The organism is Streptomyces sp. NPDC058877 (assembly GCF_042742855.1).
GTDB lineage: Bacteria > Actinomycetota > Actinomycetes > Streptomycetales > Streptomycetaceae > Streptomyces.
On sequence record NZ_JBHYMF010000008.1, the window covers coordinates 1 to 19,815 of the forward strand.

Sequence of the window (19,815 nt, forward strand, 5' to 3'; positions counted from 1 at the left end):
TGCCGCCCGCGCAGATCTGGGCCCGTGAGCTGGACACCGGGCGCTACCACTGCTCGGTCTCCACGATGTACCGGATCCTGCGCGAGCGCGGGCAGGCGGGTGAGCGCCGCCGCCAGGCCGCCCACCCGGCCAAGACGGTGCCCGAGCTGGTCGCCGACGGCCCTTCCCAGGTGTTCACCTGGGACATCACCAAAGCGGCCGGCCCTCGCAAGGGCGTTTGGTACCACGCCTACGTCATCATCGACATCTTCAGCCGCTACATCGTCGGCCACACCGTCGAGTCGGCCGAATCAGCCGAGCGGGCAGAGGAGTTGATCCGCGAGACCATCGCGCGCAACGGCATCGTCCCCGAGACCGTGCACGCCGACCGGGGCACCTCGATGACCTCCAAGAAAGTCTCCCAGCCGCTGATCGACCTCGGCGTCACCAGGAGCCACTCGCGCCCCAGGGTCTCCAACGACAACCCCTACAGCGAGGCCCAGTTCAAGACCACCAAGTACATGTCCGACTACCCGGAGCGGTTCGACTCCCTGGCCCACGCCCGCGAATGGTTCGACGGCTTCATCTCGTACTACAACCACGAGCACCGGCACTCGGGCATCGGCCTCCACACGCCCGCCAGCGTCCACTTCGGCACCGCCGAGGAAATCCGCGACCAGCGGGCCGTCACCCTCGCCGAGGCCTACGCCCGGCACCCCGAACGCTTCGGCCGCCGCCCCAGACCGCCCGAGATACCGCAGACAGCGTGGATCAACGACCCCGCCAAGCGCAGCGAACCCGCACCACAAACCTCATAGCGTCACGACCGTCTCACTGGACTTGAAATCTTCCGGTACAGCTCGCGGTCGATCAAGGCCCGGCCCGCGGCGGAGGCATAGGCCAGGAACGTGCCGATCTGGCAGTTCTCCGTGCGTCCGGGGGCCTGTAGCTAAATAACTGTCAGAGTTGATCTGTGCAGGTGTCCTCGTGTGACGGTAGGCGGGCTTGTAGTTGGGCGAGGGTCCGGGCTGGGGTTCCTGGTAGCGGAGTGACCACAACGCGGTGCAGGTCCAGGAGGCGGTGGCCGTCTTGAAACTGGTTGGACAGGTTGGTGCGGGTGACGTTCAGGAGCTGGGCCAGAAGTGTGCTGGTAGCAGCTCTGCGGCGGCGTAACAGGGCTGTCAGCAGGCGGTGGTAGTGGTCGAGACTGCTGACCTGCGGGTGGAGGTAGCTCCGCGGGCGGTGGAAGCGTCGCTGGAATGCCGCCTCGGCCAAGGAGTCCCAGTACGGTTCCGAGACAGCGACCAGACGGTCGAAGGCGGAGCGTGACATGCCGGTCAGGGCCGGGTCGGTGAGCATCGTGGTCAGGGCGGGATCGATCCGCTGTCGACTGGGGGCCGGCTCGAGGAGCCGGGGTGCGACCGGTGCCAAGGTGTAGTTCCAGTCCCCGTGGAAGGCGTGGGGTGTGATCGGCAGGGCTTGGAACTCGGCAGGTGGGACTGTGGTGCCCAGGTCGTATCGGCCGGTGTCGAGTTCGGCTCCGATTCTGAGCCCGGTGCGGGTGGTCGTGGCGGCGATCGTCTCGATGACGACCTCGTAGCTGGTCAGGGGCCTGCCGCGCCAGCTCGCGGTGATGTGGCAGAACATCCGATGCTCGATCTTGTTCCACTTCGATGTTCCGGGTGGGAAGTGGCAGACCGTGATCTCGAGTCCGCTTTCCAGAGCGAAGGCGGCGAGGTGCTTCTTCCACGTCCAGCGGCGGGGATCGTTGGAGCCGCCACAGTCGGCGGTGATCATCAGCTGGCTAGCGTCCGGGTAGTCGTCCCGGCCGCGCTGCCGCCACCAGCGGCGGATGGATTCCACCGCGAACTCGCCCGTGTCGTGGTCGGTCCCGACGTTGACCCAGCCGGTGTTGCGGGCGATGTCGTAGATCCCGTAAGGGATGACCACGGGCTGGTCACTGGTGATGAACGTATGGCAGTCCACACGGACCGGGTTCTTGCCCGGCCGCCAGATACGTCCAGGTCGGTCCCGGTTGCCAAGCCACTCCTTGGCCTTGGTATCCACGCTGATCAGCGGCTGGCCGCCATCGAGGAAGGCCGCGGCGGTGGCGTTGATATGCCTGAACTGAGCGTCCCGGTCCGGATGGCTGGCACCCTCCGTGGTCTTGGCGGTGCCCTGCAGGCTGTATCCCAGGGTGTGCAGCAGACGCCCGACGGTCGCCGCGCTGACGGGGTGGCCCTGAGCGGTCAGCGCCGAGGACAGAGACCGCAGCGAGAGGGTGGTCCAGCGCAACGGCGAGACCGGATCGCCCCGGGTCGTCGGCTCGATTAGCGCCTCCAGCGCGGGCAGCAGACCGGGATCGGTGGCCGTCACCGGCTTGCGGCCGGCCCCTGGAGCCCGGATCCGGCCGACCGGCAAAGGGCGCCCAGACAGCTCGGCAATCCCGCGTCTGATGGTGGCCGCGCTGACGCCAGAAGCTACGGCCACCAGGGTGATCCCGCCGTGACCAAGCGCGGCGGCCTCGCTGGCCAGGTAGATCCGCCGACGCCGTTCATCGAGATGAGGAAGGAACTGATCGAACTTCGCTCGCAATGCCATAACCGAGGCCCGAGCGGACATACCCGCAGTCACACCTCATTGTCCTGCCAACACCCCAACACCGAGCAGTAATTGAAATACAGGCCCCGGCCGTGCCGGAGTACTGCCGCTGGACTCCGGCTGACTTGACGCCCTTCTTCAAAAACCCGGTGTCGTCCCCGATCAGGACCGCATCCTTCGCTCCGATCGTCTCGACGACGAAGTCACGGATGTCGTCACGGACCGCGTGCTCGTCCCAGTCGGCGAAGTTCAGCAGTCTCTGGAAACCGTCCGGCCGACGCTGGCCGGCCTGCTCGGCCAGCGTCCACCCGTTCTTCTTCTCCAGCGGCGAGAGCAACGTGGACAGGTAGTCCAGCGCCCGCTCACGCGGCTCCGACCTGCCAAAACGTCCTGCGAACCGGGCATGGAGACCAGCTATCCCGTCGGACCAGTCCTCGATCTGCGCGACCGTCAGCGATTCATCACACAGTCAGCCCAACGACCAACACGACACTCCGTCACGCCACATGCGGTTGCAGTACTAAATGCTGGCAGCCAGAGTCGGCCTCCTGACTTGCGACCGTCCCTCACCCGGATTGAGCGCTGCTTCCTGCGGGTGGGTCTGGGTAGTTACGGTGGCAGTCGCAGACAACCAGGACGCCCACAACATGATGGCCGACTAATTCTTCACCGATGGGACGGCGATCAACTCGATCATCCTCGCTCTCGTGGATGCCTTCTACGAAGCAGCAGCCGATCAGTAGGCGGATTCAAGTTGAGTAGGTGCTGAGGTCAGACGTCCTTGATCTGTACTTGGTCGCCGCACAGCTTCGACCAGTCGTCGCGATCCGAGGTCAGTACGAGGACGGGTGCCGGGGAGCGGAGCGCCATCGCAGCGACGAGGGCGTCGATGGCGTACTTGTGGCCGTGCAGGCCGCCGGCGTCGCTCAGCAGCTGCACCGCCGTGAGGCTGTCCGCCTGGGTGACGTCCTGGACCTGAAGGCGGGATAGCAGCCAGCGCAGCCGGGCGGTATCCGTCTTCCCGTAGACGGCTTCCACCACCGTCAGGGCCGACACGAGGACGGGTACGCCCACCCGCCGAGCGGCCTCGATCCGGGTGATCATCTGGCGGTCGTTGCGCAGTAGCAGCGACAGCGCCTGGGAGTCGAGCACCAGGGACCTGGCCGCGGGCTCTTTCATGCGGCGCTGTCGTTCGAGGCGTAGGGCGTCGGTGCGTCACCAAACAGTTCGCTCTGTGCAGCCTGGACCTCGGCGTCGCTCAGCGGCTCGTGCTCGGCTTCGTAGGCGGCTACGATCTCAGCAAGGCCGTCCATGGCGAGCTGATGCCGGACCGCCGCCGTCACGTAAGCGGACACGCCGCGCTTGCCGGTACGGGTGCGCAGAGCACCGAGAAGCTCGGAGGGCATCGACACGGAGATGTTTTCCGTGCCGCCGGGGCGGGGTGACTTCATGGCCGCAAGTCTAGTACAGGAAGTATTACAGCGTCTGGAGTGCTGCGTGGCCTGTACCCAGGGCGGGCGGTGATGCGTAGTCTTGGCGCTTCCGGATCTTTTTGTACTTTGCAGTGAATCCCGTGCTGGGATGGTGCTGGGATGGCTGACCCCTCGTCACCGCCGCTGCGCAGGGCGTCTGCCCGTGGACCTCCGTGCCGGTTCCGCTCGACAGCGGGCAGGGGCATCGGGGACGCTTCACGCGATGACAACAATCGACGACACCCCGCCCGCGTGGGACGAGCGCACCCAGCTCGCCACGTTTCTGGACTACGCACGCGGCACCGCCCGCGCCAAGTGCGCCGGCGTCTCCGAGGAGCACGCCCGCAAGGCGCTCCTGCCGGGCTCACCGCTGATGACCATGAGCGGACTGATCAACCATCTCCGCTGGGTCGAGTACTACTGGTTCCAGGTGATCTTCCTCGGTGAGGAGGATCTGGCCCCCATGACGGACGAGGACCCCGACCGCGAGATGCGTATCGCCGTCGACTTCCCTCTCACGCAGTTGCTTGACGAGTACGCCGAACAGAGCGCCCGCTACCGGGAACTGGTCGCCCGGAACGATCTGGCCGAAAAGGCTGTGGGAACCATCCGCGGCGGCCTCCACGTCGACCTGCGCTGGATCCTCCTCCACCTCACCGAGGAGACCGCCCGCCACAACGGCCACCTGGACATCCTGCGCGAGATGCTCGACGGCACGACCGGCTAGGCCGTCTCCTCCGAGCCCTCCTCCACGGCACCGAGGTCGGTGTGGTCCAGAAGGTCGGTCTGTGCGATGAGGTAGGCGAGCTGTGCGCGGCTGCGGCTGCCGAGGACTTCCGCGGTCTTCTGGACATGGGTGCCGACCGTTCGCCTGCTGATGCCCAGACGCGCCGCGATCGCGTCGTCGGTGTAGCCCTCCACCATCAGGCGCAGCACGGCCCTCCGGGTCTCGTTGGTGAGGGGCGGCGGGCGCAGCCGGGAAGGGGCCTCCCCTACGGCCGCCGCACGGCTCCATGCCTGCTCGAAGCCTTTCACCAGGTACTTGATGATGCTGGGGTGCCGAATGAGCAGCGCGGACTGGCGGCGGTCGTGCGGCCCGGGCATGAACGCCGTTCTCCTGTCGCAGACGATGAGCCGCTCGAACACCTCGTCGATGGTCCTGACCTCGGCGCCCGCGGCCACCACTCGCTCGATGTAGGAGAGTGTCGGGCCGTGTGCCCGCACCGTGTGCTGGTACAACGTGCGCTGTTTGACGCCGCGAGCGGCCAGAGCGAGGTCGCGCGGCAGTGCCTCGGCGAGGAGTTCGGGTGAGCGGCCGCCGTTGGGCTGGGCGGTCAGCAGCTCCTCGCGGCAGGCCTGCACCGCCTCTTCCAGGGCGGCCGCGATCACGCTTGCGCCGGAGAGCACCCGGACCGAGGTGCCGCCGCCCTGCTGGGCCTCGGCGTAGACGACCTCCGCCCGGGCCATCGTGGTGCGGATCGCCACCAGGGTGTCCTGGTGCTCCGTGATGGCCTGCTTGATCGGCCGGGAGAGCGCGGCGGCGGCGAGGTCGGGGGGGACCGGAGTGAGAAAGCCCGGGTGGTCCGGCAGAAAGCGGAGCAGGCCCAGGTCGACCAGGCAGTCGGGGATGCCGTCCGCCGCCGTGCCGCCTGCCGCCAGCATGTCGCGGTAGAACTTCAGGCCGTCCTCGCAGAGCTCGGGGAGCTTCGCCACCTCCACCTGGTCATGCTCTGTACACATCTGTCCACCCTTCACGTTCTTGCACTGCCCACTCATGATGCCATTCGAGCCTTCACCCGTGGCGAACGGTGGTGGATGATTCTTAAGGCAGCAACGAGGAAATAAGTTCTCGAATCCAGGGGGAATCATGATGAACCGCATTCACGCCATCTCCGTCGCGCTCGGCACGGCCGCCCTGCTCGCCTTCGGCGCCGTCAATTTCCTTGCGGGCGGCGCGACGTCGGCGAACACCGAACGCACGGTGTCCACCGCGCAGGTTTCCGCGCCCGTCGCACTGTCCGACTCCGCGTGGGGATAATTCCCGCCTCGCTTCCGCAGCCGTCCTGACGGGTCGGGGTCCGAGCGGACGAGGGAGCGAACTCCAGGGCGACCGCGCTGACGCGGGCCGGCCTCACCGGCGCGGGGGACGCCGGTTCTCACGTCTCGTGATAACCGGGGCGACTCGTCTTCGGCATCCGGCGGGGCCGGGTGGAACCTGACATATTACGGGACACCCTCGACAGCGATCCGGAAGGATCTCGAAGAGGGAATGGTGTCCTTCCATAGGCGCCGGTTTGCGGGGGAAATATCGGCCGGCCACGGTACCGGGCGCACCGGGGCGGGAGTCGTCGTGCCGACGTGCCTGACGGACCGCCGCCCCGACGGGCACTCACTCTGAGTCGACGGCATGGCGCACCGCGCTGAGCAGGGGAGAAGGCCTGCGCGTTCACCCTCAACCGATCTTCGGGGGTGGGTATTTGAGAGGCTCCGAAGCGCCTCGGCCGATCTCCGTCCGGGAGTGCCGGACGGGGCGGCCGGTGCGGCCCCGCGGGGCTCCACGCCCCGGAATCCGCCTTCGTGACCCCGTTCGACGCCGCCCCGCGGCCGGAACCGCAAGGGGTGCGGGTCGCCGGAGACCGGTCCATTCCGTGAGTCTCCGACAGATCTGTCAGTACCCGAATGGAACGCCCGACACGAAGGAGGACGACTCGGAATGTCCGATCGACCTGTGGTGGCCCTGGTCGATGCTTACTCCAGCGCGCGACTGCTCATTCCCCCGATCCGGGAGCGAGGTTATGAGATCGTTCATGTGCAGAGCACCGCGGCGATACCCGAACGGTTTGCGCCGTCCTTTCACCGCGATGACTTTCGCGATCTCGTGGTACATCGGGATCAATTCACGGACACACTGGACCGCGTCTCCTCCTACCGCCCGGTAGCGGTGCTTCCGGGACTCGGCACGGGGACCGGACTCGCCACGGCTCTGAGTGCGGGCCTGGGGCTGCGAAGCAGTGGTGTGCGACGGGGGGCGGCTCAGCGGAATTGTATGCAAGACGCCGGGCCGGCCGGATTCACGGTGCATTCCGTGAGTCTGGACGGGGTCCACTACATCTGCGATATCTGGGAGACGCGGCGGACCGGTTCGCCGCGGGCGGACGGACGGCCGCGCGGTGCGCGGCTGCTCGCCCGCCGAGGCGAGCGGCAGGACGGTCTGGTGGACCTGACCCTGACCGGACTCGACGCGGCGGGGTTGCGTAACGGTCCGGCCTGCACGGAGTTCGAGCACACCGCGCAGGGTCCGGTTCGGGGCACCCCCGCGGCGGGCATCTGCGCGACCGACGAGCCGCTGCTCACGCGTACGGCGATCGGCGAAGGACAGGCCGACTGGACCGTCTTCGCCTATCTCGCCCCGGAATGGTTCCGGCTGCGTGCCGCCCGGCCCTACCGGCGGCTCCGGCACGTGGCCTGGGTCGCCCTGCCCGCCGGGACGTCCGGTTCCGCGAGATTCCGCGGCCTCATGCGGGAACTGAAGGCGCTGGAGAGTCAGCACGGCGCCGTGGGGGGCGGAGCTCCGTCGGTGACTCGGGTCCAGTTCCTCCACGCCGACGAACGGATCGTGGAGCGTGACTACGCCGCGGCCCTGTTCGCGGTGGAGCGGTACGAGGAGGAGACGGGGACGTCAGCCGGCTGAACGTCCGTCCGACCGTGGCTCCTCGCGGACCGCGCCGGAAGGAAGAGACCACGGAAGCCGGTGCCCGGGCCGACATCGCTGTCGGGGGAGGCGGCGACGGCGTGCGACCAGAACCAGTGTGCTGTCCGCAGCACGAGACACAGTGGCGAGGATGCTTTGAATTCGACTCAGAACCGCGACGCGCGCACAGTGACCCCGGACCGTCAGGCGTCTCCGAGCCTCGGGGCCGAACTCAAGGCGGCGCGCAGACGCATCGGTGTCACCCAGACGCAGCTCGCGGACCTGTCGGCCGTCAGTGTCCGGGCGATTCGCGATCTCGAACTCGACCTCACCCAGAACCCCCGGCGGGAAACCCTCCGGCTCCTGATGGACGGACTGCGGCTGACCGGCGCCCAGCGGGCGAGGATCGAGGAAGCGGCGGCGGGGCTGGCCACCCGCGGGATGCCGGCTGACTTCCTCGCCCCGCCGCCCGCCGTCCTCGAACCGACCATCGGCCGCGAGCGCGACATCGAGGCCCTCACGGGTCTGATCAGGTTCGGCGGCCACCGCCTGATCCGGGTGGTCGGCATGGCCGGCGTCGGCAAGTCCCGGCTGATCCAGGAGGTCGCCGGGGCGATGAACGCCTCGGGCCGGATGCCGGTCGTCTGGGCGGACCGGGACGGCGGACGCGCCGGCAGGCCCGCGGACACCTTGCAGGTCCATCTCGCCGCCCTGCTCCGCGGCGATTCCGGGCTCGACCATCTGGCCACCACCTTCGGCACCCACGACATGCTCCTGGTGGTGCCCGACACCACCATGAGCCCCGGCTCCGAGGCGGCGCTGCGTCGCCTGCTGATGCGGTGCCGGGGACTGCACGTCCTGTACGAGGCCCGTGAGGGCTCCACGTGGGGCGCCGGCACGGAGTACCCCGTCTTCCCGCTGTCCGTGGGGGACCGTACGGCCGGCCCCGCGAGCCGTGAGTCGGCCGACAGCCCCGCTCTGCGGCTGATGCTGTCGCGCTGCGGATCATTCGAACGCGAGGGGCACGCCGACAGCGGGATCACGGCCGCCCTCGCCGACGTCTGCCGCAGCCTCGACGGCATCCCGCGAGCGATCGAGGCAGCCGCCTCCTGGCTCCTCCTCTACAGTCCGGACCAGCTCCTGAGCCTGGCCAGGCGCGATCCGTTCAAGCTCGCCACCCCGCCCGGCGGCGATGCCACCGGTCCACGGGCCGGGCTCGAGGCATCCGTCAGGTCGCTGCGTCCGCGCGACGCCGACGTGCTGCGCCGGCTCGCGGCCCGACCGCTCCCCTGGACCACGGCCGAGGCCCTCTCCTCGCCGGAGCAGGGCGGCGACTCGGCGCAGGACGCCATCCACCTGCTGTGCACCCGGGGCCTGGTGCGCCCGGCCGACGGGGACGCCGGCGGCAGCCCCCGGTTCACCGTGCTGAACCTGGTCCGGCATCTGCTGGCGGAGAGCGCCGCACCGGCGGCTCCCGCGCGCGAGTCCCGGGGGCCCCTGCGCTGGCCGTCCGCCGCGGGCGGGGCGGCCCCGGCCCGTGCGGCCTGACTGCGTGATCGGGCCTGATCGCCGAGTGGGCGGCCCATGGAACAGAGGAGAATCGAGGGCACGTGCTCCAGCACATACTTCCCCCCACGGTCCGGACCGCTCAGTCGCTGAGCGACCGCGCCGGTGCCGAGGCCGGGTTGTTCCCCGAGGAGTGGCCCGCCGTCGCCACGGCCGTCCCCTCCCGCCAGGCGGAGTACGCGACGGTACGTGCCTGCGCGCGTGACGCTCTCACGAAGCTCGGGCAGCCTCCCGTGGCCCTGGTTCCCGGTGAGGACAGGGAACCCCGCTGGCCGGCCGGAATCGTGGGGAGCATGACCCACTGCACGGGATACCGGGGTGCGGCGGTCGCCCGGGATCGCGATATCGCGGCTCTGGGCATCGACGCGGAACCGAATGCTTCCCTGCCCGACGGAGACATCCTGCGACATGTCCTCGCGAGCCGTGAGGAATCTGACCTCCTGGCGATCCTGCCGGCCCGCGGAATCGCGTGGGACAGGTTGCTGTTCAGCGCGAAGGAATGCGTCTACAAAGCCTGGTTCCCCCTGACCGGGCGCTGGCTCGGATTCGACGAGGCGGTGGTGAGGATCAGCCCCGCGGGCACCTTCGAGGCACAACTGCTCGTCGAGGGGCCCACGCTGGACGGCAGAGCCCTGGCCGGCTTCGGCGGCACCTGGCTGCACGAGGACGGGCTTCTCCTGACCGCGATCGCCGTGCCGTCACGGCGGACCGCCGACGGGGCCGACCTCAGTACCAGCCGTCGTCGGGCTTCGCTCCGTCGTGGAACTCGTACGGATCGCGGTCCTCGGGCAACGGCGGGAGCACCAGGGCGCTGGGCAGCGGCCCCTGGTCCTGCTGACGTGCGTAGCGGTGCATGCGGACCCGCAGATGCATCTTCCGTTCCCGCACCCTCAGCCGGCGCCGCTCCCGCCGTCCGGCCTCGTCGTCGTCCAGTTCCTGGGTGAGTCGCCGGTTGTCCCAGTAATCGCGCTCCTGGTCGGCCACCTCTTCCCCGGGAGAGGGGGCGTTCCCATGGTCACCGTCATCGTCAAAGCGGGCTGTCATGCGGTTCAGATTACTCGGGCCCGGAGTCCTCGCCGCGGGAAAGGAGGTGAATTCGACCGGCGACATGGGGGGTGGAAGTCGCCTCCTGGTCGCCTGTGTTGTCGCCGATTCCGGAGCGTCGGCACTTCTAAGGTCTGATCCATCGCGCGAGTTTTCGGCCAGGCAGGCACATTACCGGCCGACTTCCGGGGTGAGCGCGCCCCGCAATGCACGGACATTCCCTTTCGATCTGGGCAGAGGACCAATGATGTCAAGCACACTCGTGGAACGGCCCGCCTCCGTGGCCGCCACCACCCCGACCGTCACCCCCGTGGGCGCCGCCTCCCTGACCGGCAGCGTGCAGCAGCCGAGCGGTATGCCGGCGCATCGCTACAAGCCCTTCGGCGCCCCGGATCTGCCGGACCGTCAGTGGCCGACGCGCAAGCTCCGCAAGGCTCCGCTGTGGTGCTCGGTGGACCTCCGTGACGGCAACCAGGCGCTGCCCGAGCCCATGGACCTGGCGCGCAAGCACCGGCTGTTCCGGCAGCTCGTCGCCATGGGCTTCAAGGAGATCGAGGTCGGTTTCCCGTCGGCGAGCCAGGTCGACTTCGACTTCGTGCGCGAGCTGATCGAGCAGGACCTGATCCCGCACGACGTGACGATCCAGGTCATCGTGCAGGCGCGCACCGAACTGATCGAGCGCACCTTCGAGGCCCTGCGAGGCGCCCCGCGCGCCGTGGCCCACCTGTACAACTCCATCTCACCGCTCCAGCGCGAGGTGGTGTTCGGCGCGGGCCGCGAGGACATCCTCGATATGACGGTGCGGGCGGTCCGGCTGATCACCGAGCTCGCGGCACGGCACGTCGGCGGAGAGATCCTGTTCGAGTACTCGCCGGAGTCGTTCACCGCGACCGAACCCGACTTCGCGCTGGAGATCTGCGAGGCCGTGATGGACGTCTGGCAGCCGGGTCCGGGCCGCCCGATCATCATCAGCCTGCCGGCGACGGTCGAGTGCACCCTGCCCAACGAGTTCGCCGACCAGGTCGAGTGGATGCACCGCAACCTGAGCCGTCGCGAGCACATCAGCCTGGGCGTGCACCCGCACAACGACCGGGGCACGGGAGTGGCCGCGGCCGAACTCGCGGTCCTGGCCGGGGCGGACCGGGTGGAGGGCTGTCTGTTCGGCAACGGCGAGCGCACCGGCAACGTGGACCTGCTGACGCTCGGGATGAACCTCTTCTCCCAGGGCGTCGACCCGATGATCGACTTCTCGAACATCGCCGCGATCCGGCAGGTCGCCGAGGAGTGCACGCAGCTGCCGGTCCATCCGCGTCACCCGTACGCGGGCGACCTGGTGTACACGGCGTTCTCCGGCTCCCATCAGGACGCGATCAAGAAGGGGATCGAATCGATGGAGCGGACGGCGCGGAGCTCCGGGGCTCCCGTCGGTGAGACCCCCTGGGGCGTTCCCTACCTGCCGATCGACCCGAGGGACGTCGGCCGCTCGTACGAGGCGATCATCCGCGTCAACAGCCAGTCGGGCAAGGGAGGGGTCGCGTACCTGCTCAAGGCGGGGCACGGCTACGACCTCCCGCGCGGCCTCCAGGTGGAGTTCTCCCGCCTGGTCCAGCGGCACAGCGAGGAACGCGCCACCGAGATCGGGGCCGCGCAGGTGTGGGAACTCTTCACCCGGGAGTTCCTGGCCGAGGGCTCGTGGCTGCGGGTGACCGGCACGGCGGACGGCGTGGTCGAGGCGGAGCTCGACGGATCCGCCGGCTCCTTCCCCGCGGACGGCGGTGAGGCGTTCGCCGAGGCGCTGCGGGCCGCCGGCACGGACGTGGTCGTGCGGTCCCTCGTCGGCCAGCCGCCCGGCGTCGGCGACTCCCCGGTGGTCGTCTACGCCGAGTGCGCGATCGGCGGGGAGAGCGTCTGGGGTGTCGGCGTGCACTCCGACGAGGCCGGCGCGGCCGTGCGTGCCGTCGCCTCCGCGGTCGACCGGGCCGCCCGGTAGCACCGCGGTACGTCGCTCCGGACCGGGGCGCCCCGCCACGGCACCGTCGACCCGGCGGCCGGGCCCATGAGATAGGCGAGACAACGATGTTCAGAGATCTCCGGAAGCTGCCCGGGGCGTCCTCCAACGGGCCGCCCGAGGAGCTGACCTGCTACTTCCTTCACCACGCGGGCGGTTCCTCCGCCGGCTACATGCCACTGGCGCAGGCCTTCCCGCCCGGCTGGCGACTGCGCGCCATCGATCTTCCGGGCCGTGGCGCGGCCTCCCGGCAGCCGCACTGCCGTGACGCGGCGGAGGCCGTGGAGCTGATCAAGCCCGCCCTCCTGGCCGAGGCGAACGGCCCGTACGCCGTGTTCGGGCACAGCATGGGCGCCCTGATCGGATACGAGCTCGTCCGGGAGCTGGAGCGGGCCGGACGCCCGCCGGTCTGGCTCGGGGTGTCCGCGATGCCCGCGCCCCGGCTGGCGTGCGCCCTCTTCTCGGAGCGCCGGGACCTGTGGTCGCCGGAGCGGCTGATCGGCTTCATGCGGAGGCTGGGCGGCACTCCGGAGGAGCTGCTGGCCGACCCCGACACAGCGGACTGGATGGTCGGCGTCCTCCGCGGTGACCTGCACCTGGTGGACACCTACGCGTACGCGGAGGGACCGCCCGTCACCGTGCCGATGTCGGTCTTCATGGGCGTCGAGGACGAGCTGTCCAGGCCCGAGCTGATCGACGACTGGCAGTCGTACTGCACCCGGCCCGTGCGATTCCACTCCCTGCCCGGGGGCCACTTCTACCTGTTCGAGCAGGCGGAAAGCCTGGCCCGGCACATGGCCGAGGACCTCGCGCGGGTCAGGGAGACGGTACCGCTGTGACCACGGTCCGTCCGACATGCGAGATCGACCCGACTGAGAAGGAAAGACAGGAAATGGAATCGTCACCGAACACAATCACCGCCCCTTCCACGCCGCTCGTGCGGGAGATCGCCGAGCTGTGGGCATCGTTTCTCGACGACCGCGAGGTCGGGGCGGACGACAACTTCTTCGAGATCGGCGGGAATTCGCTGATCGGCATCCGGATCCTCGAACGGCTGTCGGAGACGTACGGTGTCCAGCTGTCCGTCCGCGACTTCTACCTGGCGCAGACCCCGGCTCGGGTCGCCGAGCTGATCGAACCGGCCAGGGCGCGGACGTGAGGCTGACACCGGGCGCCGGCCCCGACATCGACCTCGACGAGGTCGATCTGCTCGACCTGGACCTCTACGCGTCGGGCGATCCTCACCGGATCTGGGACGTGATGCGGGCGAAGGCCCCCTTGCACCACCAGACACTGGCGGACGGCCGGGAGTTCTGGTCGGTGACCCGCTACGACGACGTCTGCCGCGTCCTCGGCGACCACCGGGAGTTCACCTCGGAACGCGGCACGGTCATCACCCATCTCGGGGAGGACGACGTCGCGGCCGGCGTCCTGCTGACGTCCACCGACCCGCCCCGGCACACCGAGGTCCGCCGGCCGATCGCGCCCAGAGTCACCGCACGGGCGGTGAAGTCCTGGGAGGACGGCATCCGGCGGGCGATCGTACGGTTCCTCGAACCGGCCCTCGACGGCTCCACCTTCGACCTCGGCGAGCAGGTGCAACGGCTGCCCGCGATCGTCACGGGTCCGCTCCTGGGAATCCCGGAGCAGGACTGGGACCAGCTCGTCCAGCTGACGTCGATGGTGATGGCCCCTTCGGACCGGCACTTCAAGCTCGGCGGCGAGGCCGCGACACTGGCCATCGCCCACCACGAACTCGTCGACTACGTGACCCGATGGGTCAAACGGCGGCGGTCGGACGGCGGCGAGGACGGGAGTCTGCTCGACCACCTCATGAGCGTCCGCGCGGGGGACTCGCCGCTGACCGACGAGGAGATCGCCCTCGACGGCTACAGCATCCTGCTGGGCGCCAACATCACGACCCCGTACACCATCTCGGGCACGGTGCAGGCGCTCGTCGACAACCCCGAGCAGTACGCGCTGGCCGCCGCCGACCCGTCCCTGGTGCCCAACCTCGTGGAGGAAGGGCTGCGCTGGACGTCGTCCGCGTGCAACTTCATGCGGTACGCGGTGGACGACGTCGAGATCGGCGGGGGCACGATCCCCGCCGGTGGAGCGGTCGTCGCGTGGATCGGCTCGGCCAATCGCGACGAGTCCCGGTTCCCCGACCCGCACCGGTTCGACATCACGCGGAGCAACGCGAAGCGCCAGGTCGCCTTCGGATTCGGACCGCACTTCTGCATCGGCGCGCCGCTGGCCCGGATGACCCTGCGCGTCTTCTTCGAGGAACTTCTCCGGCGGTGCGGGTCGATCGCACCCGCCGGAGAGCCGGAACATCTGCGCTCGATCTTCATCGCGGGGATGACCCATTTCCCCGTCACCGTCCAGAAGAGGCGACACGGCGGCGGGGCGGCGACAGCCGGCGCCGGCGTCGCCGCACGGCCTGCCGGAACACCGGAAGGCGGGTGCCCGGCAATCGCCGATTTTCCGCCTCAGCAGTCGCCGGTGAAAGTCGATTCCGGGTTCTAGCCTGGTTTTCTGAGCTTCAGCCGGCAGGGCCGCCATTCTTTGGGCTCACCCACCCACACCTCGACCGGAGCAATGATGAGCAACACCTCAATGGAAACAGCGGAGAATTCCGCATGGCTGGCCGTGCGCAATGAGGAGGGTCGGCACAGCATTTGGCCTGTCGACCTTTCCCTACCCCACGGATGGGACGAGGCCGGTTACCGCGGCGACAAGTCCGGTTGTCTGGAGTGGATTTCGGAGAACTGGGTGGACTCACGCCCGGCCGGTGTGGGGCGGGTGCGGAATTGAGGACCCGAGAAGGCGGCCGACGGTGGCTCGTCCGCGATCCCGACCCCGACGCGCGAGCCCGGGTGTTCTGCTTCCCGGTGGCCGGAGTGGGCGCATCCGCCTTTCGCGACTGGCCCACGCGGACGGGCGACATCGAGATCTGCCCCGTCCAGCTCCCGGGCCGTGAGAACCGGTTCGGATCCCCCGCCCACACGTCCATGGAGGTGTTCGCCAAGGACGCGGCGGACGCACTCCAGCCCTATCTGGACAAGCCCTTCGGGTTCTTCGGCCACTGCTTCGGGGCGCGTCTGAGCTACGGCCTCTCGGTCGAGCTCGCCGCCCGCGGCGGCCCGACGCCCCGGCGGATCTTCGCCTCCTCCTGCCTCGCTCCCCACCGCGGCGGCTACTTCGGCGGCGGCCGCTCCGGCCCCTTCACACCGGACACCACGGACGAGGAGTACAGGGAGGAGCTGCGCCACGGCTGTGAACAGCGCGGCGAGCCCACACCCCCCGACGAGCTGCTCGCCCTGTCCATCCAGGTGCTGCGCGCCGACATCGCACTGACCTGCGGCTACCAGCCCCCGGGCGCCGGCAGTACCCCCCTGAACGTCACCACCATCTCCTGGACCGGGGACACCCATGTGCGCCCCGAGGAGATGGACGAGTGGTCGGCCTACGGAGATCTGCACCAGATCCTCCTGGCCGGAGACGACCACACCCACCGATCGGCACCGGCGGACCTGCTTCAGGTCATCGAGGACGGTCTCCCCCATGAATAGGAGTGCTCACACCGTGAACACGGACGGCCGCACCGCCCTGGGCGCGCCCCTCACCCTCACCGAGCTCTTCGCCAGGTCGGCCGCCGCGCACGGCGACGCCCCGGCGGTGTCGGACGACTCCGGTCGCCGGCTCACCTACGCCGAGCTCGACCGCGCGACGGCGGAGCTGGCCCAGCGCCTCATCGACGAGGGCGTACGCCGCGAGGACCGGGTGGGCATCCACCGCGAGCGCGATGTCGACCTCGTCATCAGCATTCTCGGCGTACTGCGAGCCGGCGCGGCCTACGTGGCCGTGGACCTGCGGTACCCGAAGGCCCGGCGCGAGCTCATGCTCCGCGCGGCCGACGGCCGCCTGACCCTGGTCGGCCCCGGCGAGCGGGAACAGCTCGGAGACCAGGTGCGCACCCTGGTCTGGGAGTACGACGCCGAGCGCGCCCCGTCCGACGCGCCGACGGCCGGCCTGCCCGAGCCCGACCCGTGGGACGCCGCGTGCGTGCTGTTCACCTCCGGCTCCACCGGTACCCCCAAGGGTGTCGTGGTCGAGCACCACAACCTCGTGCACTTCGCGACCAATCCGCTGCTGCCGGAGCTGAGCCCCGTCGACCGCGTGGCCCAGATCGCGAACATCTCCTTCGACACCTTCCACTGGGAGCTGTGGAGTTCGTTCTGGGCCGGCGCCGAGATCGTCATGATGCCCTCGGTGCCCGACCTGGTGAAGGGCGACCCCGGCCGCGAGCTGCGCCGCCGCCGGATCACCGCGCTGCTCTCGCCGACCATGGCCTTCAACCACATCGCGGCCGAGGACGCCGACGTGTTCTCCTCGCTCCGCGTGCTCCAGACCGGTGGCGACGTGGTCCGTCCCGCCGCCTGCCGCGACGTGCTCGCGAGCAAGTTCTCGGGGCAGCTGGTCAATCTGTACGGGCCCACCGAGGGAACCACCGCGGCCACCGCGTACACCATCACCGACGTCGCGCCGGACGCGACGAGCGTGCCCATCGGCGCCGGTCTCGCCGGCGTGCGGCTGCACGTCCTCGACGCCAGGCTGCGTCCGGTCCCGAAGGGCACACCGGGTGAACTCCACATCGGCGGAGCCGGCGTGACCCGCGGCTATCTGCGTGATCCCGCGCGAACGGCGGAGCGGTTCCTCCCCGACCCGTTCGGCACCCCCGGATCCGTGATGTACGCGACCGGCGACCTCGTCAGCGAGCGCCCCGACGGCGTACTGGACTACCTCGGCCGGAACGACGACCAAGTGAAGATCCGCGGCTACCGGGTCGAACCGCGCGAGGTGGAGCGTGCGCTCCTTGCCTGCTCCGGCGTTCTCGACGTCGCCGTGCTGCCGCAGGGCGAGGGCCAGGACAAGCGGCTCGTCTCCTTCGTCGTGCCGCAGGGCCGGACCACCATGCCCGAGGTGCGCGCCTACGCCGAGGCGACCATCCCGGACTACCAGGTGCCCTCCGAGTTCGTCCAGGTGCCGGAGATCCAGTCCACCCCGCACGGCAAGCGCGACACGGCGGCGCTGCTCCAGCTCCTGGGTGACCGGGACCGGCGCCGCAGCGACTACGTGGCTCCGCGCACGGACAGCGAGCGCTACCTCACCCAGGTCTGGGAGGAGCTGCTCGGCACCGAACGGATCAGCGTCAACGACGACTTCTTCGAGCTCGGCGGCAACTCGATGCTGGCCTTCCGCATGAGTCGCCGGATCAACCGGGACCAGGCGGCGGGCATCGGTCTGGAGGACGTGCTCGGCAACACCGTGCTGTCCGACATGGCCCTCGCCCTCGACGCGTCGCGGAGCAAGGGAGAGGACGAATGACGCGGCTTCTGATGTCGGCCGCCGACATCGACCTCAACGACACCGAGGCGTTCGTCACCGGCGACCCCCACGAGCTGTGGGCGCGGCTGCGCGCGGAGGACCCGGTCCACTGGAACCCCACGCCCGAGGGCGGGTTCTGGGCCCTCACCAAGTTCGACGACGTACTGATGGCCTTCCGGGACACCGAGACGTTCAGCTCGGAGCACGGGACCGTCATCGGCGGCTCGTTCCGCAACGAGGTCGACACCGCCTCCGGGCGCATGCTCGTCACCTCCGACGCACAGCGGCACCGGCAGCTGCGCCGCCGTATGCACCGGGTGTTCTCGGCGAAGATGATCCAGCGGGTGACGGAGACGGTCCGCGAGAGGGTCGCCGTCGTGCTGGACAGGATGTGGGCCGACGGCGGCGGCGACTTCGCCGTCGACGTGGCCCGAGAGCTGCCGGCCGGTGGTCTGATGGCCCAGCTGGACATCGGTCACGCCGACGCCCTGCACCTGCTGCGCCTCACCCAGACCATGATCGGGTACCGGGACGAGGACCACACCCTCGGTATCGCGAACGAGGGGCTGCGGCTCGCGACCGCCCAGGCGGACGTCTTCGACTTCTTCCTGGACCTGATCGCCGAGCGCCGGGCCAGGCCCGGCGACGACGCGGTGAGCATCTTGCTCCGGCCCGAGCCGGGTGAGCGTGAGCTCGACGAGGACACGCTGCTGTTCAACCTCATGAACCTCGCCATCGGCGGCAACGAGACGACCCAGCACAGTGCCAGTGGCGGTCTGCTCGCGCTGATGGACGATCCCGCGCAGTGGGAGGAACTGCGCGCGGACCCCAAGCTGGTCGGCACCGGTCTGGAGGAGTTCGTCCGCTGGACGTCCACCGCCTCGTACGTACAGCGGCAGGTCACCACGCCGGTGGTGGTGCGCGGCGTGCCGCTGGCCGAGGGCGACTCGGTCACGCTGTGGACGGCGTCCGCCAACCGCGACGAGGACCAGTTCACCGACCCGAACCGCTTCGACCTCGGCCGCACTCCCAACCGCCATGTCGGCTTCGCCAGCGGACCGCATCACTGCATCGGTGCCGCGATGGGCCGCACCGCGCTCGCCGCCCTGCTCCAGGGCCTGCGCGAGCGGCCCGGCCGGCTGGTCCCGGCCGGTCCCACGGCCCGGCTCCGGTCGAACTTCATGCTCGAGTACAAGAGCGTTCCCGTCGAGGTGACCGCGGTATGAGCGTCTGGACCCTGCAACCCGTTCCGGCCGACGGCGACTACCTGGTCTTCGGCGTGCCGTACGCGGGCACCGGCGCCGCCTCGTTCAAGGCGTGGCCGCGAGAGCTCGGCGCGGGCCGGTTCTGCGCCGTGCAGCCGCCGGGTCGCGAGAACCGGTTCGGCGAGGCCCACGTCACCAGCCACCAGGAGTTCGCCGAGGGCCTGGTGGCGGAGATCGCCGATCGGCTGGACCGGCCGTACGCGCTGATCGGGCACTGCGGTGCGGTGCCCTTCCTGCTGCAGATCGCGGCGCATCTGGAGGAGCGGGGCCTGCCGGCTCCCCGGCGGGTGTTCGCCTCCGGGTGGGGCGCTCCGCACAAGGGTCTCTACGGCAGGCTGAACTTCGTCGACCTCGACGAGGTCGACATGGTCGCCGAGATCGAGGAGCGGTGCGCGGCTCTGGGCTACCGGCTCCCTCCGGAGTTCATGGAGATGGCAGCGGAGACCCTGCTGGCCGACGTGCGGCTTCAGCGCGGCTACCGGGCCGAGGCGCTGCCCAGCCGGAACGTCCCCGTCTCGGTGATCGGCTGGACCGAGGACGCCGTCGTCCCCGAGGCCGAGGTATGGCCCGGATGGGACGAGTGCGCCTCGGCCACGTACCACGTCCTCGACGGCGACCACTGGGAGTTCCTCCGCTTTCCCGGGGAGCTGCGTGACCTCGTCGAGCGCGAGATGGCCGCCGCGATCAGCACGTAGCCGGCCGATCCGGTTCGTGACCGCCGGACACCACGCAAACGAACGCGGCGTGCGTCAAGCACCAAGGCTGCGTAGACGCTCAAAGGATCCGATATGCCCCTTC

The 19,815-nt window shown here is 69.5% G+C and carries 19 protein-coding genes and 2 pseudogenes; 15 read left to right on the top strand and 6 right to left on the bottom strand.

The features are described from left to right. A partial coding sequence (locus tag ACFW2Y_RS03440) for a transposase (protein WP_384872854.1) occupies positions 1-797 on the top strand: 797 nt, incomplete at its 5' end. Positions 798-939: 142 nt separating this feature from the next. Here the strand turns inward: ACFW2Y_RS03440 and ACFW2Y_RS03445 are convergent. From ACFW2Y_RS03445 to ACFW2Y_RS03460, 4 genes and pseudogenes are all read right to left on the bottom strand, one after another. Beyond that, positions 940-2,580 carry an ISAzo13 family transposase gene (locus ACFW2Y_RS03445; protein WP_384872856.1) on the bottom strand — a complete coding sequence of 547 codons (1,641 nt, stop codon included), beginning with the start codon at positions 2,578-2,580 and terminating at the stop codon, positions 940-942. Between the two features lie 85 nt (positions 2,581-2,665). After that, a pseudogene (locus ACFW2Y_RS03450) lies at positions 2,666-3,034 on the bottom strand (transposase); the annotation flags it as partial. A 317-nt stretch (positions 3,035-3,351) separates the two neighbouring features. Further along, the gene (locus tag ACFW2Y_RS03455) at positions 3,352-3,759 is read right to left on the bottom strand and encodes a PIN domain-containing protein (protein WP_121787123.1); all 408 of its coding nucleotides are present in this window, start codon (positions 3,757-3,759) and stop codon (positions 3,352-3,354) included. Then, positions 3,756-4,031: a hypothetical protein gene (locus tag ACFW2Y_RS03460; protein ID WP_384872859.1), complete on the bottom strand. Its 276-nt coding sequence runs from the start codon at positions 4,029-4,031 to the stop codon at positions 3,756-3,758. Before ACFW2Y_RS03460 ends, ACFW2Y_RS03455 begins: the two co-directional genes overlap by 4 nt. Before the next feature lie 244 nt (positions 4,032-4,275). Between ACFW2Y_RS03460 and ACFW2Y_RS03465 the strand changes: the two genes are divergently transcribed. Next, entirely contained in the window at positions 4,276-4,779 is a 504-nt protein-coding gene (locus ACFW2Y_RS03465) for a DinB family protein (protein WP_384872862.1), read from the top strand. Here the strand turns inward: ACFW2Y_RS03465 and ACFW2Y_RS03470 are convergent. After that, positions 4,776-5,792, bottom strand: coding sequence for a LuxR C-terminal-related transcriptional regulator (locus ACFW2Y_RS03470; protein ID WP_384872865.1), 1,017 nt, complete (start codon positions 5,790-5,792; stop codon positions 4,776-4,778). The genes ACFW2Y_RS03465 and ACFW2Y_RS03470 overlap by 4 nt on opposite strands. 127 nt (positions 5,793-5,919) lie before the next feature. Between ACFW2Y_RS03470 and ACFW2Y_RS03475 the strand changes: the two genes are divergently transcribed. The 4 genes and pseudogenes from ACFW2Y_RS03475 to ACFW2Y_RS03490 form a co-directional block, all read left to right on the top strand. Beyond that, entirely contained in the window at positions 5,920-6,090 is a 171-nt protein-coding gene (locus tag ACFW2Y_RS03475) for a hypothetical protein (RefSeq protein WP_384872868.1), read from the top strand. A gap of 1,047 nt (positions 6,091-7,137) precedes the next feature. Next, entirely contained in the window at positions 7,138-7,743 is a 606-nt protein-coding gene (locus ACFW2Y_RS03480; protein ID WP_384872871.1) for a hypothetical protein, read from the top strand. A 189-nt stretch (positions 7,744-7,932) separates the two neighbouring features. After that, the gene (locus tag ACFW2Y_RS03485) at positions 7,933-9,291 is read left to right on the top strand and encodes a helix-turn-helix domain-containing protein (protein ID WP_384872873.1); all 1,359 of its coding nucleotides are present in this window, start codon (positions 7,933-7,935) and stop codon (positions 9,289-9,291) included. 62 nt (positions 9,292-9,353) lie between these two features. Then, positions 9,354-9,905 (top strand): annotated as a pseudogene (locus tag ACFW2Y_RS03490) (4'-phosphopantetheinyl transferase); the annotation flags it as partial. Between the two features lie 130 nt (positions 9,906-10,035). On the opposite strand, the gene ACFW2Y_RS03495 reads toward ACFW2Y_RS03490, so the two are convergent. Continuing rightward, on the bottom strand, positions 10,036-10,353 hold the full coding sequence (locus ACFW2Y_RS03495) for a hypothetical protein (protein ID WP_384873024.1): 318 nt from the start codon (positions 10,351-10,353) through the stop codon (positions 10,036-10,038). 244 nt (positions 10,354-10,597) lie between these two features. On the opposite strand from ACFW2Y_RS03495, the gene leuA reads away from it, so the two are divergent. The 9 genes from leuA (at position 10,598) to ACFW2Y_RS03540 (ending at position 19,712) form a co-directional block, all read left to right on the top strand. After that, positions 10,598-12,343, top strand: coding sequence for a 2-isopropylmalate synthase (gene leuA, locus ACFW2Y_RS03500; RefSeq protein WP_384872876.1), 1,746 nt, complete (start codon positions 10,598-10,600; stop codon positions 12,341-12,343). A gap of 86 nt (positions 12,344-12,429) precedes the next feature. Beyond that, complete coding sequence (locus ACFW2Y_RS03505; RefSeq protein ID WP_384872879.1) at positions 12,430-13,200, top strand: thioesterase II family protein; 771 nt, start codon at positions 12,430-12,432, stop codon at positions 13,198-13,200. A gap of 53 nt (positions 13,201-13,253) precedes the next feature. Next, positions 13,254-13,520, top strand: a complete 267-nt coding sequence (locus tag ACFW2Y_RS03510) for a phosphopantetheine-binding protein (RefSeq protein ID WP_384872882.1) — start codon at positions 13,254-13,256, stop codon at positions 13,518-13,520. Continuing rightward, on the top strand, positions 13,517-14,890 hold the full coding sequence (locus ACFW2Y_RS03515) for a cytochrome P450 (RefSeq protein WP_384872885.1): 1,374 nt from the start codon (positions 13,517-13,519) through the stop codon (positions 14,888-14,890). Before ACFW2Y_RS03510 ends, ACFW2Y_RS03515 begins: the two co-directional genes overlap by 4 nt. 90 nt (positions 14,891-14,980) lie before the next feature. Beyond that, entirely contained in the window at positions 14,981-15,178 is a 198-nt protein-coding gene (locus ACFW2Y_RS03520) for an MbtH family NRPS accessory protein (protein WP_384873010.1), read from the top strand. Next, the gene (locus ACFW2Y_RS03525; RefSeq protein WP_384872889.1) at positions 15,175-15,936 is read left to right on the top strand and encodes a thioesterase II family protein; all 762 of its coding nucleotides are present in this window, start codon (positions 15,175-15,177) and stop codon (positions 15,934-15,936) included. The genes ACFW2Y_RS03520 and ACFW2Y_RS03525 overlap by 4 nt, the downstream gene beginning before the upstream one ends. Before the next feature lie 13 nt (positions 15,937-15,949). After that, positions 15,950-17,752 (top strand): non-ribosomal peptide synthetase, encoded by a 1,803-nt coding sequence (locus ACFW2Y_RS03530; protein ID WP_384872891.1) that lies wholly within the window; start codon positions 15,950-15,952, stop codon positions 17,750-17,752. Further along, positions 17,749-18,978, top strand: a complete 1,230-nt coding sequence (locus ACFW2Y_RS03535; RefSeq protein WP_384872894.1) for a cytochrome P450 — start codon at positions 17,749-17,751, stop codon at positions 18,976-18,978. Before ACFW2Y_RS03530 ends, ACFW2Y_RS03535 begins: the two co-directional genes overlap by 4 nt. Continuing rightward, the gene (locus tag ACFW2Y_RS03540) at positions 18,975-19,712 is read left to right on the top strand and encodes a thioesterase II family protein (RefSeq protein WP_384872897.1); all 738 of its coding nucleotides are present in this window, start codon (positions 18,975-18,977) and stop codon (positions 19,710-19,712) included. Before ACFW2Y_RS03535 ends, ACFW2Y_RS03540 begins: the two co-directional genes overlap by 4 nt. Positions 19,713-19,815 lie beyond the last annotated feature (103 nt).